15 protein-coding genes are annotated in these 18060 nt (G+C 37.2%); 8 read left to right on the forward strand and 7 right to left on the reverse strand.

The genetic code is table 11. The annotated features are described in order from the left end of the window. Both JK139_RS06230 and JK139_RS06235 read left to right on the forward strand, forming a co-directional pair. Positions 1–867: a Wzz/FepE/Etk N-terminal domain-containing protein gene (locus JK139_RS06230; RefSeq protein WP_074418939.1), complete on the forward strand. Its 867-nt coding sequence runs from the start codon at positions 1–3 to the stop codon at positions 865–867. Then, entirely contained in the window at positions 867–2327 is a 1461-nt protein-coding gene (locus JK139_RS06235; RefSeq protein WP_074418938.1) for an O-antigen ligase family protein, read from the forward strand. Before JK139_RS06230 ends, JK139_RS06235 begins: the two co-directional genes overlap by 1 nt. On the opposite strand, the gene JK139_RS06240 is transcribed toward JK139_RS06235, so the two are convergent. From JK139_RS06240 to JK139_RS06250, 3 genes are all read right to left on the reverse strand, one after another. Beyond that, positions 2307–3422, reverse strand: coding sequence for an ABC transporter permease (locus JK139_RS06240; protein ID WP_074418937.1), 1116 nt, complete (start codon positions 3420–3422; stop codon positions 2307–2309). The genes JK139_RS06235 and JK139_RS06240 overlap by 21 nt on opposite strands. Positions 3423–3681: 259 nt before the next feature. After that, positions 3682–4830, reverse strand: coding sequence for a glycosyltransferase (locus JK139_RS06245; RefSeq protein ID WP_074418936.1), 1149 nt, complete (start codon positions 4828–4830; stop codon positions 3682–3684). A gap of 20 nt (positions 4831–4850) precedes the next feature. Beyond that, positions 4851–5663, reverse strand: coding sequence for an alpha/beta fold hydrolase (locus JK139_RS06250; RefSeq protein ID WP_218330827.1), 813 nt, complete (start codon positions 5661–5663; stop codon positions 4851–4853). Between the two features lie 92 nt (positions 5664–5755). Between JK139_RS06250 and JK139_RS06255 the strand changes: the two genes are divergently transcribed. Together JK139_RS06255 and JK139_RS06260 are read left to right on the forward strand one after the other, a co-directional pair. After that, a complete protein-coding gene (locus JK139_RS06255) occupies positions 5756–6196 on the forward strand; it encodes a MarR family winged helix-turn-helix transcriptional regulator (protein ID WP_218330828.1) in 441 nt (146 codons plus the stop codon). Positions 6197–6246: 50 nt separating this feature from the next. Continuing rightward, positions 6247–8037 carry an acyl-CoA dehydrogenase family protein gene (locus JK139_RS06260; protein WP_218330829.1) on the forward strand — a complete coding sequence of 597 codons (1791 nt, stop codon included), beginning with the start codon at positions 6247–6249 and terminating at the stop codon, positions 8035–8037. Between the two features lie 106 nt (positions 8038–8143). Here the strand turns inward: JK139_RS06260 and JK139_RS06265 are convergent, their stop codons facing one another. Both JK139_RS06265 and JK139_RS06270 read right to left on the reverse strand, forming a co-directional pair. Further along, a complete protein-coding gene (locus tag JK139_RS06265) occupies positions 8144–8482 on the reverse strand; it encodes a DUF4907 domain-containing protein (RefSeq protein ID WP_074418932.1) in 339 nt (112 codons plus the stop codon). Next, on the reverse strand, positions 8475–9521 hold the full coding sequence (locus JK139_RS06270; protein WP_074418931.1) for a Kelch repeat-containing protein: 1047 nt from the start codon (positions 9519–9521) through the stop codon (positions 8475–8477). Before JK139_RS06270 ends, JK139_RS06265 begins: the two co-directional genes overlap by 8 nt. Positions 9522–9881: 360 nt before the next feature. Here JK139_RS06270 and JK139_RS06275 point away from each other — a divergent pair, with 360 nt between their 5' ends. From JK139_RS06275 to JK139_RS06285, 3 genes are all read left to right on the forward strand, one after another. Then, positions 9882–11252, forward strand: coding sequence for a DUF4270 family protein (locus JK139_RS06275; protein ID WP_074418930.1), 1371 nt, complete (start codon positions 9882–9884; stop codon positions 11250–11252). A 9-nt stretch (positions 11253–11261) separates the two neighbouring features. Next, positions 11262–12530, forward strand: a complete 1269-nt coding sequence (locus JK139_RS06280) for an OmpP1/FadL family transporter (RefSeq protein ID WP_218330830.1) — start codon at positions 11262–11264, stop codon at positions 12528–12530. A gap of 111 nt (positions 12531–12641) precedes the next feature. Beyond that, positions 12642–13859 carry an N-acetylmuramoyl-L-alanine amidase family protein gene (locus JK139_RS06285; RefSeq protein ID WP_218330831.1) on the forward strand — a complete coding sequence of 406 codons (1218 nt, stop codon included), beginning with the start codon at positions 12642–12644 and terminating at the stop codon, positions 13857–13859. 72 nt (positions 13860–13931) lie between these two features. Here JK139_RS06285 and JK139_RS06290 read toward each other — a convergent pair whose 3' ends face one another. Then, entirely contained in the window at positions 13932–16166 is a 2235-nt protein-coding gene (locus JK139_RS06290) for a hypothetical protein (protein WP_218330832.1), read from the reverse strand. 140 nt (positions 16167–16306) lie between these two features. Next, complete coding sequence (locus JK139_RS06295; RefSeq protein ID WP_218330833.1) at positions 16307–17371, reverse strand: COX15/CtaA family protein; 1065 nt, start codon at positions 17369–17371, stop codon at positions 16307–16309. Positions 17372–17477: 106 nt separating this feature from the next. On the opposite strand from JK139_RS06295, the gene JK139_RS06300 reads away from it, so the two are divergent. Next, a complete protein-coding gene (locus JK139_RS06300) occupies positions 17478–18059 on the forward strand; it encodes a ribonuclease HII (RefSeq protein ID WP_218330834.1) in 582 nt (193 codons plus the stop codon). Position 18060 lies beyond the last annotated feature (1 nt).

The following is an 18060-nucleotide window of genomic DNA, read 5'->3' on the forward strand; positions in this document are numbered from 1 at the left end:
ATGCCCACTGCATTGAATTTATCAGATGTGTTGCATACACTTCAGCAACACCGAAGAAAAATTATTGGGGTAGTTGTGGTTGCCTGCGTAATTGCCGCTATTACGCTTTTTTTTGTTCCCAGATATTATAAGTCAACCGCTTATGTATTGCCTTCAAATCCTGAGTTGGCAGATAAGGAGTTGGCAGCTTATAATAACTTACAAAGGCTCTATTCCTATTTTGGCAATGGAGATGATTTGGATTTATTGTTTGGGATGACACGCTTAGATACGCTGTACTATCAGTTAACAGATAGTTTTCATTTAGTGAATAACTACGCTATTACAGGAACGAATGCTGCGTTGAACCGTTGGAAGGCCATGAAGGCGCTTCGGGAAAATTTGCAATTTAAAAAAACTGAAAACAATCAATTGTCCATTAGTGTGTGGGATAAAGATCCTGTATTGGCTGCCCAAATGGCCAATGGGGCTGTAACAGTTTTGAAAAATTCAGAAGAAAGCCTATGGATGCGGAACTATCAAAATGCAATGCAAACCTTGCAAAATCAAATACAATTATTGCAGCAAAAAATAAATGAAACTGAACAACAGTTGTCCGTATCAGGAAGCACAAATGTTAATACAATGATTTTGCAAACACAAAAAATACAGGATCTTCAGCAATTGGGGCAATACCGGAAAAATATGGCAGATTTACAATTAGCCATACAAAACGTGCCTGCAGGATTATATATCGTAGAAAGTGCTGCCCCTGCTGTAAAGCCCGATCAACCCAAGCCAATACTGGTAATGATAGCAGTAGGTATCATTAGCTTTGTTTTTGCGGCTTGTGCTGTCTTAATATATAATCGTAACCGGCCAACTTAATGCGCATTATTCATTTTTTTTATAAAAAACCATTTTTAACCGCAGCCATAGTTTTGATGATGGCTATTGTGTTAGGCATTGTACTCCATCAACCTTTGTTTTTTGCATTGCCATTTATAGGGATATTCCTTCCTCTGCTTTATAATGGAACAGTACACTATACTTCCTATTTATTTTGGATTTTACTGTGTGCATTACCCCTTTCTACCGAATGGCAGGTAACTGATACGCTATCACTCAATTTCCCGGATGAAGCTATTATGATGCTGCTAACGGGCTTGTTTTTTTTAAAATGGCTGCTAAAACCTGAATTCATTCCTTCTTATGTTTTAAAACACCCTTTGTTTTTTTTAATTGTATTACATATCATTTGGGTAGCGATTACTTGTATCTATTCTGAAAACCCCATTCTTTCCATAAAATTCTTATTGGCTAAAAGCTGGTTTATTGTTCCTTTTGTGTTGCTACCTGCGCTGCTTATACAATCGCAGAAAGATTTTAAAACATTGGCTTTATGTTTCATTGTGCCTATGTTATTGGTGGTTGTGCAGGCGCTGGTTCGCCATACGTTCTATCATTTTTCATTTGAAGGCATAAAAAAAACACTGTCTCCTTTTTTTCGTAATCATGTTAATTACTCTGCCATGTTGGTGTGTGTTTTGGCTATGTTAGTTGCCATGTTGGTGCTTACCCCTTCCACTCATTCATCCAGGAAATGGTTATATGGTATAATGATGGTTTTTATTGCCGGATTAATATTGTCGTATTCAAGAGGTGCCTGGCTGGCATTGATTGTGGGGATGGGCATTGCTTTTATTTTATATAAAAAATGGCTGTGGCAATTTGTTATTGGTAGTTTTGTTTTGATAAGTCTGATTGTATATGGGCTTGTGCAGCAAAATAAGTATTTAAAGTTGGAGCCCGATTTTCAGCATACTATTTTCCACACTAATTTTAAAGACCATTTGGAAGCCACTGTTGCCATGAAGGATGTATCGAATGCGGAACGTATTTACCGTTGGGTGGCAGGGGTAAACATGGTGATTGATAAACCTGTTACCGGCTTTGGACCTAATAATTTTTATAATTATTATAAAGCTTATACCAATAGTGGATTTAAAACCTGGGTGAGCAGCAATCCTGATCATTCATCGGTTCATAATTATTTTTTGTTAACAGCTTTAGAGCAGGGCTTACCGGGTTTACTATTCTTTTGTACTTTATTTATCGCCATGTTGGGCTATGCACAATATTTATTCCACCATTTACAAGGTCGCTTTTATGCTATGGTTGCATTAACAACCGGTGCTGTTGTAGCTATGGTTGGCACTTTGAATTTTTTGAGTGATTTAATTGAAACCGATAAAATTGGAAGTCTTTTCTGGCTTTCTGCCGGTATACTCATTGTATTATCTCATCGCTTAAAAATTGAACAACAATCAATTGCCGGGTTTAAATGAGCCTGGAATATTGAGTATATCACTTAATCCGTTCCCCAATAAATTAAAGCCTACCACCAACAGCATAATGGCAATACCCGGTGCCAATGCCAATACAGGCTGATGTGTAATGATAAAATTATAGTTTTCTTTAATCATCAATCCCCAACTGGGTTGCGGTGGTTGAACACCGATTCCTAAAAAACTTAGTCCTGCCTCAATTACAATGGCGCCTGCAAAATTATTGGCTGCAATAACTATAACTGGCGCTGCAATATTGGGTAAAATATGTTTGAAGAGAATACGAAGGTTGCCAAACCCTAAAACCTTTGCTGCAGTTACATAATCCAATGTTTTGGCGGCAAGGGTCTGCCCCCGAACCATACGGGCAACATTTACCCACATGGTCAGTCCCACTGCTATAAAAACCTGCCAAAAACCCTTACCCAATAAAAGGGTTACTGCAAAAACCAGTAATAAAGTTGGAATACTCCAAATTACATTAATACACCACATAATAATGGCATCTGTTTTTCCACCAAAATAACCCGCAAATAAGCCTAAAACAATGCCAATAGTGAGTGATATGGCTACTGCAATGAATCCCACTGCTAAACTAATACGGGTTCCAATTAGGAGTCTGCTTAAAATATCACGCCCAAATGTATCAGTACCAAGATAAAAATGCCGGTGCATAGCAAATGGTTGCCCTAAGGTTTTAAGTGGCACTTGAATTGAAGCGGTAATGCCATCATCAATATATTTTTTTGCAAAAACAGTGTCATGATGCAGATAATAAGCAGTAACAGGGATGTAACGATACCGATCGGGCTTGCCATTGTATAAAACATGAAAAAAGTGCAAAATGCCTTTCTCTCCATTTAGTGGTATAGTATCTGTAGGCATGCGAAGTAACGAAATACTAAAACCCGGTGGTTTACTGCCAATTTCGGGGATCATTCGGTTGGCATTGGTAGTGGTATCGGGTGCAATAATATATGCAAATAGCGCAATGAATATGGCCATTGTAACAATGCCAATACCTACAGCAAGACTTTTATTTTGAAAAATCAGTTTGCCGAAATTTTTTATGTGTTTACCGAATTGAGCAGGCATTTGCAGAAATCTGTCTGAAATTTAAAAAACAAAAAAATGAAAGTTAAACATTTTTAGTTTTTGCAGGTCATAATTGTAGAGAAAGCCCTTAATGTCATATTTAAACTCATTTTATCATCATTAAAATATAATTGTATGCTACATGTGTTTAAAAATATTGTTTTGCTGCCTTTTGTGTTGCTAACATTTATTTGCCTGTTATTGTATGTTGGATTTCCGGAAAAAAAGATTGCCTGAATGAACTACGAAAGGTAAAGCATTACACTACCCTTCTTCCTTTCCATTGATAATGCCCGAATTTTCCCAACCAGCCCACTATAACGGTATAGGCTATATGAATGGGTTGTAAAAATGGGAACCAATGCAAATGGTTTTCACCAAAAAAACGACTAACCGGTTTCATAAATCTGAGTTCAGTAAGGGTTTTAATCAAAAGCAGTAACATCCAATATATTAGTATCCGCCAATCAAAAAATGCAAGAAAAGGCATTATGAATAAAACCAAATTATACAGATAAACAAATAGCAATACCCCAAAAATACTTTTGTCCTCATACTTATCCGCCTTACTGGCCCATCTGATGCGTTGATGAAGCAATTCATACCAGCTAAAAACAGGTTGCGTTAATACAATGGCGTTAGGATGAAATAAGTAAGTTGTTTTTCCCGGATATTGTTGCTTTATTTTATTCATGAGCAGCATATCATCGCCGCTGGCAATATGATTAATGCCGGTAAACCCATTCACAGAAAAAAAAGCTGCTTTTTGATAAGCCAGATTAGCACCGTTGCACATGCTGTGCCACCCTGCAGAAACAGAAGCGGCAGTAATACCCTGCAGACTTAAAAAATCTAAATATTGAAAAGCGCCTAACAATGTAGGATAATAAATAAATCTTACCGGTGCGGCAATCAATATGGGTTGTTCTTTTTCAATACATTTTGCAAAACTGCTGATCCAGTTTTTCCCCGCTACACAATCGGCATCTGTTGTAACTATCCATTCGCTACGGGCATAATGAATGGCTCTTTCAATAGCCCATTTTTTATAAGAATTAGTAGTAGCATCTCTGCTTTCTTTCGATAAATCTATTAATTGAATATTGGTATATTGTTGTTGCCATTGCTGTACAATAGCTGCAGTGTTATCGGTGGAGTAATCATCAATTACAATAATTTCTATTAAATGTGAAGGGTAATTTTGTGCAGTAATACTTTTTAAACATGCACCAATATTGGCCGCTTCATTTCTGGCAGGTATTATGATGCTGAAAGAAACAGCAGGCTGTGTTTCAATTGCATCAACAAAAGGTTTTAACCGCACAAACCATCTTCTGTACAACAAAATCAGCCATACATAAAATAGGGTTAATAAAATTGCAATAATCAGAATGAATGGAATGAACATGGTATTGCAAAGAAACAATATTACTTAGAAATGGCTGCGGCAATTACAGCTGCATTTTTTTCTTTTAATAACTGATGCCCTGCAGCAATGATATCAATACTTACCCATGATGCTATTCCTTTTTTAAACTGAAAACCATATTTTGGCGTGATTACACGATCAAATTGACCAAAAATTAAATGTATTGGAACATAATATTTGCGGATATTTTGTTTTAAAATTTTGTGATTGGGTTGAAATTTTTGCAGCGTTGTCCATCTTTCATACAGTAATTTTCTGGCGTTGGCATCGTCTAAATAAAAATGTGCAAAATTGAATACGCTTTTATTGAATAAACCAATTTTACAAGAGGCCTCCATACATACAAAAAGCGGTTTGGGATGTTGCATGGCCCATTTAAATAATCGATTACCTACACGGGTTTGAGTAGACAGATAATGCCATTTGTTATGGTGTAAGCCATCTGGTGCAATTAAAATAGTTTTTTGTATTTGTTCGGGAAAATATTGCAATAGCTGCAGAGCCATTCTACCACCCATACTATAACCCAAAATAATGAGCGGTTGTGTATATCCATTTGCAATGGTTGTAATTATTTGCCATAAGTCAGTTGCTGTAAAATGAAAACCTTCCCGCCAAACTGTTCCGCCATGAAAAGGCAAATCAATGGCAATAATGGTATAATTGGTGCACAGCTTGTTTTCTAAAAAAGAAAAGCTACGACCATCTTCTCCATACCCATGTAGGGCAATAATCAAAGTGGGTCCATTCCCCATTCTGTAATATTGAACATACGAGTTTCGAAAGGGTAATTTTTCTTGAAGCACTGCCATTATAGTTTTAAAACTTACAAAAATTTCGGAAATATTACTTGGTAATTTGATAAAGATACACCAATTTTGAAAATAGTTGCATAACTAACTATATGCCAAACAACCAATTTAAGCGAGGCGAATTATACAGTGTAATCAATGGCATGGCATCAATTGCAGTTGCAAGGCGATTGCAAAAAAATTTCAGACAGGCAGGATTGGAAATTACCATTGAGCAGTGGAGTATTTTGTACCATTTATGGAAAGAAGACTGTTTGAGCCAGCAGGAATTGTGCAATAGAACTTTTAGAGATAAGCCCAGCATTACCCGGCTAATAGATAATTTAGAAAAACAGGGATTGGTAAATCGCCATCCATCACCGACCGACAGAAGAATTAATCTGGTTTGTTTAACTGAAGCTGCAAGAGGATTACAGGAACTTACCTTGCAATTAGCCAATCAAACCATGGAAGAGGCACTAACGGGTATTGCAAAACAAGATGTTGAAATTGTAAAAAAAGTGTTGCAGCAGGTGTACGATAATTTAAAATAGCCGGCAGTTTTTACAGATATTTTCATTATTCAATAATAAAATTTACTGATATGTCAACCGATACAATAACAACGCTGCTGAAAGGCGGCGAGTGGTTAATCGAAGAAAGCGATCCACAACAAACCTTTATTCCTGAAGATTTTAATGAAGAACAGCAAATGGTGATGGATATGTGCCATCAATTCATTGCTACAGAAATTGAACCGATTATTGATCGTATTGATCAATTAGAGCCCGGATTAATGCCTTCGCTTTTGCAAAAAGCGGGAGAACAGGGATTACTCTCCACCTCATTCCCCGAAGAATTTGGCGGATTGGGGAAAGATTTTATTACCGCCACAATCGTGAATGAAGGATTGGGTGGCGGCTTTTCATTTTCAGTGGCAATTGCAGCCCATACAGGCATTGGTTCATTACCCATTTTATATTTCGGCACACCGGCGCAAAAACAAAAATACATTCCCAAATTAGCATCCGGTGAATGGAAGGGCGCTTATGGTCTTACAGAACCCAACAGTGGTAGTGATGCTTTGAGTGCCAAAACAACGGCCACATTAAGCAGTGATGGGAAATATTATTTATTAAACGGCCAGAAATGCTGGATTACCAACGGTGGTTTTGCAGATGTGTATACTGTTTTTGCCAAAATTGATGGCGATAAGTTTACAGCTTTTATTGTAGAACGAGGTTTTGAAGGCTTTACACAAGGTCCGGAAGAACATAAAATGGGGATTAAAGGATCATCTACCGTTCAATTGTATTTTCAAGATTGTAAAGTGCCGGTAGAAAATGTATTGGGCGAAGTTGGCCGTGGCCATATTATTGCTTTCAATATTTTAAATATTGGCCGTTTAAAATTAGATGCTGCAGCTTTAGGTGCCAGTAAAAAAGCAGCCGGTATTTCTGTACAATATGCCAATACCCGCGAACAGTTTAAAGTGCCTATTGCCAGCTTTGGTGCCATTCAGCATAAATTGGCCGAAATGTGTACCCGTATTTGGGTAGCAGAATCAGCTTTATATAGAACCGCCAAATGGATTGATTTAAAAGAAGCAGAATTAATGCAAAGTGGTGCCGGGTTTGATACATCTTTACTAGGCGCAGCAGAAGAATTTGCCATTGAATGTGCCATGCTGAAAGTATTTGGTAGCGAGTTGCTGGATTATGTAGTAGATGAAGGGGTGCAAATACATGGCGGTAATGGTTTTAGTGATGAATACATTATCAGTAAAGCTTATCGCGATTCTCGGATTAATCGTATTTATGAAGGTACAAACGAAATAAACCGGTTGCTTACAGTAGATATGATGCTGAAACGTGCCATGAAAGGTAAATTAGATTTAATGGGGCCGGCAATGGCTGTTTCTAAAGAATTGATGAGTATTCCTGATTTTGGATCTGAAACAGAAGGTTTATTTACCAAAGAATTAAAGTATGTATCTAATTTTAAAAAGGCCATACTGTTAGTTGCCGGTGCTGCTGTTCAAAAGTTAATGATGCAATTAGAAAAAGAACAGGAGCTGTTGATGAATATTGCGGATATGGCTATTGAAGTGTATCATGTAGAAAGTGCCCTGCTTCGTTTAATAAAACTGGCGCAAACAAAAGGCGAAGCTGCTGTAAGTTTGCAGGCAGATATGGTGCGTACTTATTTGTATGATGCGGCTGAACGTATCAATAAATCAGGCAAAGATGCGCTGAATAGTTTTGCAGAGGGCGATGAATTACGCATGATGCACATAGGTTTAAAAAGGTTTACAAAAGTGGAGCCTTTTAATACAAAAGCCGCCAGAAGAACAATTGCAAAAACCATGATAGCAGCCAATCAATATCCATTTTAGCAGATAAATACAACAAAATTGTTGCTATAGATATAAAGAGTAAACAAATAAAAAACCCGGCATTGTTCATTTGCCGGGTTTTTTTTATATACAAAATTGAAACGTTTTATCTGGTTATGCCGCAACTGTCTAATTCAGCATTGGTTACAGTAGGAAAATGAGCCTGATGGTGTTTCATTTTATCAATTACCAAACGGGCAATGGTTGCTGCCTGTTCTTCAGAAATAAAGCCTTTTCTTCCCGATGCGCCGGGTATAATATTTTGGTGAAAGCGCAATTCATTGTTCACAAAAATATCATAGCCCCACTGCAAACTATCTGAGTAATAAGTTTTATAGGTTATTTGGGGCACTTTAGATTTTTTGTTTTTTTCCAAGATGCCTGTTACCACAAAAAGAAAAACAGCTATCCCAAATAAAATATATACCCAATACTTTTTAATCATTTGGGTTATAAGGTTGATAAGGTAACCATTCGTTTAAGTCGTCATAATAAGCTGAACCACCTGAACCTGTGGTAACAAAAGCCCTACCTGCAACAGAAAAACCGATGGCGCCTGAACGACCAGCTCTTTCAAAATTGGTTTTTTGGAACCATAAATCGTTTACAAAATCATAACCCCAGGTACTAATGTTATAGCCACCATTTTGTCCGGTTGTGATGTAAGCAGAATCGCCTAACACAAATCCTACACCGTGGTCGCGAATAATATTGGTATACAAATCATCATAAGTATCAGCACTTACATTGGTAATGGGGCGTAACTGATTCCATGGGTTAGCGGTGTTGGATGGGTCAAATACAGTAAAGTCGTTCACTTCTCCATTATTGTTTCCGGTTACAATATAAGCCTTGTTTTTATAAACAAACACAATACCGCCCTGGCGTTTGCTACCGGTAAACTGAGTAGCAGTTAAAGTCCAGGAATCAGCGTTAGGATTGTATTGCCAAGAATCTTTTTTATTAGAGCCACCATCATAACCACACAATAAATAACCTAAGTTGCCAATTGAAAAGGCCAGTGCATCAATACGGGGGGTGCCAGCAAAACTTGCTTTTTGAGCCCAGGTATTGGTGGTTGTATTGTATTGCCAGGTATCATTTAAAAAGTTATTGAAATTATCCTGACCGGTGGTAATATAACCATTGGTACCAACCGCAAAAGCAACGGCATTGCTTCTGGGGGTAAAATTAGCAGGAGCATTGGCCAATTGCGTCCAGCTACCATTGGCGCCTTTGGTAGGATCAAAAGAATATAAATCGGAATACCTAATGTTTTTGGCTAAGTTGTATCCGGTTCCAATATAAGCCACATTTCCAACAGTAAAGGAACAGGCAGCAGTGCGCTGGTCGCCCACAAAGTCGTTGGGAGATAATACCCAGTTACCACTACTTTGAGTGGGGTCTAATACGGTTCTGGCACAGGAAATAAGCAGTAATACCAAGCTGGCGGGTAAGAAAAAGAAATACTTAATTTGCTTCATTGACGTTTAATTTTTTCTAAAATTAAGGGTGAGTGTACTTTAAAAAGTTAAAACTGGTTTTCTTTAAGTTTTCAAAGATAAGTGAATAATACTGGTATGGTCAAGTTTTTGAATGGGCTTTTTTTAGTGTAAAATAATTGATTTAACAAGTCTTTTTGTTTTGGCTGCTCTTATGTTTTGTAACCTTGCGTTCTAAATGTTTTGATTATATGAGTTGTAAGCACGTTTGCAAATGTTGTAGCTGTATATTTGTAAATTATGCATGCTGCTAACAATTTTATAACAGGTTGCAGCTTATAATATATTGTATTCTAAAACCGGTTTCTAAAACCCTTTTTAATTGAGATAAGACCATACATAATGCTTAAGAAACTACTTATTTTATTCTTTACCCTTGCTTCTATTGTTTTATTGAATGCCTGCAAAAGGGCAGATATTAATTTTAGTAGTCAGTTATTAGACAATACACTTACCCAAATTATCATGACTGATACTTTTAATACTGAAATTTCGACTGTATATATCGATTCTTTTTCAACCGGCTCAACAGGTGTTACTGTTTTTGGGGGTTATACCGACCCTTATTTTGGCAGGTTAGATGCGCAAACTTTTTATGAAATTGCACCACCTACCACCAAAGCTACTGATTATGTAAAGTCCATTTATGATTCGTTGTATATTACCTTAAAACTGCGTAAAACATTTTATGGCGATACCACGCAGCCCATTCATATTCAGGTATCCCGCCTTTCAGAGCCTATTATCCCGCCCTCCTTTTATGGCGATCCGGGTAGTATATTATATAGTAAAAACAGTTTTGCGGTATTTCCAAAACCCTTAGGTACTACCGATGCCTATATTCGCCCAACTGTGGATGATTCCATTCATATAAAATTAGATGATGCCATGGGGCAGGAACTTTTTAATAAAATAAAAACAGCCAGTTTAGATTTACAGAGTACCTCTAATTTTCTCAGCTATTTTTATGGATTACGTATTGCCTCAAACAGTAACAGCCATGCAGTATATACCTGTGCAGATTCTGCTACTGTGTTTTTAGCCTATCACAATCCGAATTTAAATAAAGACAGTGCCCGATTGGCTTTTCCATTAGTGAACAGAAACTTGCATTTTATTCATGTTACAGCAGACAGAACCGGAACGGCATTGCAAAATTTGGGTGGATTGAATCAACCCGGAAAAGTAAATATTATTAAGAGTACTCAGGCAGGTAATATGGCTTTCTCCCAGCCTATTTCCAATACCATGATAAAAATTCGTTTCCCGAATATTCAGGATGTACAAAAACTGCCTTATTATGCTAAATTCTTAAAAGCGCAGCTCATTATTCGTCCGGTTGCAAACAGTTACAGTCCTTTATATTTTTTGCCACCACAATTAAGGCTTTCCACCACCACCATTTTAAACCAATTGGGGCAGGATTTAACACAGGTAGCAACGCCAGGAGCCGGCGCTGGTGTGCAGTATGGCAATCTGGTTACCGATTATTTTAGTGGTAAAAGTTATTATACCTACGATTTAACCAATTATGTTAAAAGTATCTTGGCGGATCCTGAATATCCCTATTATCAATCCGGATTATTGCTTACACCTCCCAATCCGGCATTTCAATCTCAATTTGCAAGATTAGTAGCAGGTGATAGGTTTTATCCAAATATTAACTGCCAAATTGAATTAGACCTTTATTACGCATCTGTAAAATCATACTAATTGTTTAGAATGAAGAAAATTGACCTTTATATATTACTACTTATTTTTACTTTTACAACCTTGTGTAGTAAAGCGGTTGCGCAAAACAACAATTCTCCTTACTCTATCATTGGTATTGGCGATTTGGAACAAAGTTATTTAGACCGTACATCCGGTATGGGGCATGCAGGTGTGGCGCTATCTGGTGGCAGAACCATGTATATGGCTAACCCGGCTTCATTAAGTATGTTGGATGAGCATTTTTTTAATTTTGAAATAGCTGCCCGCTACAGGGGTGTTTCTTATACCGGACAGCCTATTGATTTGGTGAACAATAACCAAAGTGCTGATATTCAATTTAAGAGAATTGCTATGGCTATAAAAGTAAGACCCAAATGGGCTATCGGCTTTGGGTTAACTCCATTTAGTACCGCTAACTACTCTTTTTATTCCAATAAAGTAATTCAGGGCACACAACAAACTTTCCCGGCTTATTATACTGGAACTGGAAGTACCAATTTATTTTATATTACCAACAGCTATAAATTTTCCGACCATTTTTCGGTTGGCTTACAAGCCTCTTATTTGTTTGGACAATTGGGCCAAACAGAAACAATTTCCGGAACTGGTTTAGATAGTAACCTAGTTACCACAAAAAATACCTATCTCAATAACCCATATTTAAAATTAGGGGTGCAATACCGAACCAAAATTGGCAAAAAATGGAAAGTGGCATTAGGTGCATCTGGTTCTATGCAAACCAAATTAAACAGTTTAACTTCATTGAATGTAACCGATGGCACCACAACACTAATAGATAATCCGCAATACAATATTGGTACTTTTACGCTTCCGGATATGTACACGGCTGGTATTGCCCTTACTTATAAAGACGATTACACTTTTGCTGCCGATTATACTTATCAGGATTGGCGTAAATTAAATTACAGTGGGCTTTCTTATAATCTGGTAAACAGCAATCGGGTAAATGTTGGTTTTGAATACAGCAAAAAAGCAAAATTCAGAGATATTACTGCAGAGAAAAGCTTTTTTCAGGCCGGCTTTTTCTATGGAAAATCTTATGTGAATATAGCCGGACAGCAAATTGATAATATTGGAGGTACCCTGGGTACCGGCTTTAATGCCTTACGTAGTACACTTTCTGTTCAGGTGAATTTAGAAGGTGGGGTTCGCGGAACTACCATTAACGGTTTAGTGAAAGAAAATTATCTTCAGGTAACCTTTATTCTGGGCTTCCGTGAATTTTGGCTTCCCCGCCACTTTAGAAGATATGATTAACCTAGAACTGACACCATCATTTCTATGCTGAATTATTGGTATTTTCATTTACGGAAAAAATCGTGAAATCTAAATTTTTACTATTTTCTCTTTGCTATAAATTACCGTAAGATGAAATATTGCCTGATTTGTCCCATTCTCTTTGTAGTATTTACTGCCTGTAGCCAATCCAATCATCAAAAAGCAGAACAATCCAATGTAATTGTTAAAAAAAATTCTATTTGGTGGGGCAAAACCACAGGTAAATTGCCTGCACTGTTGTATGGCGAAGGGGCCGACCGATTAGGAGGTGCCGTCATGGGCTATATTGATACTGGTGTGGTTTGTAAAATCATTGGCCGGTCTAAAAAATTTTATCAATTACAATTGTCGCAATTTCATACAGCATTGATTGATACTGCAATGATACAACGTGATACTGCATTGCAAACAGCTAAACCCGTGCTCAGCGGATCGTGGAAAGCCTGGGGTACTGATAGCTGTTATGATATCGTAACCATTCATTTAAATGAGAAAGTGCCTTATACTTCCTACATGGAAGTAAATCCTGCTGCCATAAAAATTAATCTGTATGGCGTGCAAAGCAATACCAACTGGATCACACAGATGCAATCGCTGAAGGAAATTAAAAATTTATATTACCATCAAATAGAAAATGATGTGCTGGAAGTTACCATACAGTTACAACATGCACAGCATTGGGGTTATACCATTGGGTATGAAGGAAATAAACTGATAATTAAAGTTAAACGTCAGCCCAATATCGTTGGTTTATCGCATTTAACTTTTGCTGTTGATGCCGGGCATGGCGGAACCAATGAAGGAGCCAGCGGAAATGTGTATGGGTTAGTAGAAAAAAATTATACATTGTTATTTGCCAAAGAATTAGGAAAACAGTTAAAACTGGCACATGCAAAAGTAATGATGACAAGAACCAACGATACTACCTTCGATAATAAAGACAGGGTATTGTTTTTGCAACAAAAAAATCCAGATGTGTTGATTAGTCTGCATTTAAATTCGGCAGATGATGCCAGTGTGAATGGCGCAAGCACCTATTATAAGCACATTGGTTTCAGACCACTCAGCCAATTCATTTTAAAACGGATTGCCGCTATTAAAATGAACGAGTTTGGCAATGTAGGCAGTTTTAATTTTGCTTTAAATGCCCCCACCGATTTTGTGAACTGTTTGGTTGAAATTGCCTTCTTAAGCAATAAAAGCGATGAGGCTAAAATTAAAAGCCCCGCCTTCCGAACTGCAGTAGCCAGACAAATTGTACTGGGTATAAAAGATTGGTTGCAATATGTTTCTACCGAAAAAAATTAAGCTTCCTACTTCCCAATCATTATTTCAATATGCATACAAACATAAAGTTTTGTGCTGTTTTTTGTGGGCAATTTATTGTAAGTCGTGGCTTTCTTTCATAAGAAAATGCAGTGCCTGCAAGTTTACTTTGTTATCAAAAGCATCAATCACACTTTTCTTTTCAGCAGCAGTGAGGTGAAAATTTAATGTAGCAGCCGCATCTTTTTTGGAAGCGAGGTATTGAAAAGAAACGGTATAAAAATGTGAACCGTATCCATCTGCAAAATAATTCAATGCATCGTGCTGATAATAATCCTGTAGCCTAAACCAGTTGTATTGAAGCAATAGCAAAGGTTTGGTGAGCATGCTTAACAAACTGGTATTATCGTATGGGTTTTCCCAATCATCAATACTTCTATCACGCAATTGTATAATTATCACCTTTCTGGTGTTTTCTTTTAACCAGTCTTTAAATACATTCAAAAAGCGGAGTGTTAATTCCTGTCCAAAATTATCGCGAAGGCCGGCATCCATTACATCAATAATAGGTTGAGAGGGCAACCATACATTCGGCAGAACAAATGGGAAGGTTGCATTCATTCTCAGTGCCGATAAAACGCGCAGGCTGTCGCTGTTTTGCTGTTTGAAAAAACTATTAAAATCAATAGCATCTGAATCGTAAGCCGTGAGGTGCGAAGAATCGGGCAGGGGGCGCATTAAAAATCGGGCAGGGTGGGTGGCCACTATCATGTTTCTTGCATCGCGGCTGATGGTGGAGTTAAAGAACATGATGGGAATAGTGGCAGAAGCTTCTGGGGCCGCATAAGCATGAATGTTTTTATCTAACAGTCCATGTGTGTTCTCGTTCAATTTTTCTTCAAAGGCGTAGCCGCGGTCTTTAATATATTCAAATCCTTCATATTTAAATTTTTGTACCGGCCCAATAATGTCACGTGTAACAAAAGAAGAAAAAAGCGGATTTAATAAATCTTTGGCAACATCATCTACATATTTTGTATCGTGCAAATGAATATTTTTATTGCCGATGGTTTTTTGATAATACAATTCTCTAAAATATGCTGCGCCCAATAATCCGCCGGAAGCTCCGTTAATGAATAAAGTATGCTGCATAAGATGGCCTTGTAAAACACTGTCTAGTTTTTGTAAGGTGTTCATGGTAAATACTGCACTTCTTAAACCCCCACCACTGGTATTGATGATATACATGATTGGTTTTTCCTCAGATTGCCGTGCTTTCCATTTATTTAAGATAGATAAATAATATGCTTTATCGGTCAGCATTGCACTATCAGATGCCAATTGTTTAACTGCAACTGCATCATATACCGGTCTTTCTGTTTTATTATCATAATTTAATCCATAAGCTTTGTTTCTGGGGTCAATAATACCGGCCTGGTAAAAATAATTCAAGATTAAATAAATAATAATAATGAGTGGAATACTCCAGCTTTTAAAAAAAAGCGACACTGCTCCCGAAACAGCAATTAATACGGCAAATAGTACTGAAATGCTGGCTGCAGCAGGTATTTGAAACAATCGGGTATCGGCACTAAAACCTAAAATAATTAAAAAAATAAAAGCAATGAGAATGGCAATTACAGCAGCAATATGGTGTTTGGAAAATACATCATCTAAAAACGATTCATTATAGTGCCTAATATCGCGAGGCCTGCGTAATTTAAAGCTGGCGCTCAAAAACCAATCAACCCGCATTTCTGATTTAGCCTGCGGCAATGGCTTGTCGTTGATAATAGAATTATACCGCTTGTTGGCATCTGATATACCTTTTTTAATGGTGTAATAAATGGTTTTGTCGGCACTAAAAAAATAAACAAATGCAAACAGAATAGATAAAAATAAACCACCGGTAAAACCGGCAACGGTAAATAGCGTATCGCCTAAACTTTGCAGTTGTTGTTGTTGGGCATATTGCAATCCTCTAATTAAATAAAACACTAAAAACAGCAATGGCAGCACAGCATTGTTGATGCAATATTTTAAAAATGGAGAGGCTGTAGTTGCTAAAAATTTAACATATCGGGCATTTAAAATAAATGTAGTAATATTCCAGCTCATAATAAAAATGCCAATAGCAAAACCCACAATAGCGGCGCTAACAGGATTTACTTTATCAAAATATTCAGGTGCCAGATAGAGTGAGTTAGCGCCAAAATTTTCCATGAAATAACCGGCTATGGTAGCAAAAAGAATATACCAGAATAGCAGCAAAATCTGGTACTTTCTAAAATGCAGTAAAAAAAGCTGTACAGGTAATGAATACCAAAAGCCTAAAAAATATTTTTTCATTCGGTTGTGTATAAGCTTTGTAAACCATATCAACCATGCAGCAATCTTTTCATTACACTAATATGGCTGCAATAAATTGGGATATTGCTTATAAAGTTAACTGCAATCAATAAAAATAAAAAATAGTTGAAGCTGTTATCTTATGTGTTGTTTGTTTTTTTAAACAGCAATAAATATGCATTAGTAATCATCGATAATAAAAGCAGCATGCCTACAACCTGATGTAATTCAGCCAGCCATTCAAACAAACCAAATTTGCCTAATACAATACCGGGGCTTGTTAAAATAGCTGCAATGCCTAACAATACTTGTAAGGCAACCAAAGCAATGGAAAGTTTTTTGGTTACATTCAACCAATCTGATTGTTTTACTTGCGAAGCTTTACGATACCAGATAATAAGCAGTATTAAAATAATATACGCTAATGTTCGGTGTATAAAATGGATGGTAATTTTATTGAAGAATAAATTTTGAGTTATACTTTCTTTCCAAAATGCATCGGGCAACCACATACCATTAATGGTTGGCCAGGTAGGTGCAGCGCTGGCTGCTTTTAAACCCGCCATAAAGGCACCATACATTATTTGTATAAACAATACTACAATAATCAAAACGGTGAACTTTTTTAGAGAAGGGTTGGCAACTTTTTGGGTTTGAGGTACCCGTATCATTAAAGCAAACAAAAGGGTATAAGCAATTAACACCATCGCTGCAACAAAATGAACAGCTAATTTTATATGGTTTACATATAAATTTTCATCGTTTAATCCACTTTTCACCATAATCCATCCAATTAATCCCTGCATGGCACCCAATAAAAACAAAACAATCAGTGGCTGAATCATCCAGGGTTTGATATGTTTTTTGATGATGAAATAAATGAAAGGAATTAAGAATACTACTCCAATACTTCTTGCCCAGAGCCGATGAAACCATTCCCAGAAAAAGATATGTTTGAAATCGCTGAGTGTAAAATCGAAATTCATGTATTTGAACTGAGCAATTTGCTGGTACTGATGAAAAGCATGCTGCCACCCGCCTTCATTCAATGGGGGCAAGAAGCCCATGATGGGATCCCATTCTGTAATGGATAACCCGGAGCCCGTTAATCGGGTTACACCTCCTAAAATAACTTGAATAATTAACATTGCTACACCCAGAAATAACCAGTTTGATACCAGCATACGCGATTTTTCTTCCTGCATACACAGCTTTATTTATAATGGCGAATGCCGCAAAGGTATTACCCGGACAGAATTATTTATTTTTTGTGAAAAGATTCGCATTTTTGTTCAGGATCCATCGTACAATATGTTAATTAATGCATTTTATCCCAATGGTTTATACGAAGCCGGATGCGATGAAGCTGGCAGGGGTTGTTATGCAGGGCCGGTGTGTGCGGCTGCAGTGATTTTGCCCGCAAGCTTTTATCATCCGTTATTAAACGACAGTAAGCAGGTTACAGCCGCCAACAGAAATCAATTGCGCTGTATCATTGAACAACAAGCCATTGCCTGGGCTGTTGCCATGGTTAGCCATGAAGAAATTGACCGTATCAATATTTTGCAAGCTACCTATATGGCCATGCATAAGGCAATTGATGGGCTTGCAGTAAAACCTGATCTTTTATTAATAGATGGTAACCGCTTTAAACCCTATTTGGGCATTGCACATCATTGTATTATAAAAGGCGATGGTAAATATGCGGCCATTGCAGCAGCCAGTATTTTGGCAAAAACGCATCGCGATGCTTATATGCAACAGTTGCATCAGCAGTTTCCACATTATAACTGGCAAAAAAATAAAGGTTACGGAACGACCGAACACCGCATGGCTATTCAGCAATATGGCTTGTGCAGGTATCATCGGCAAAGTTTTGCCATAGCGCCATAAA

The sequence above is a fragment of the Hydrotalea lipotrueae genome (genome assembly GCF_019249625.1).
Classification (GTDB): Bacteria; Bacteroidota; Bacteroidia; order Chitinophagales; family Chitinophagaceae; genus Hydrotalea; species Hydrotalea flava.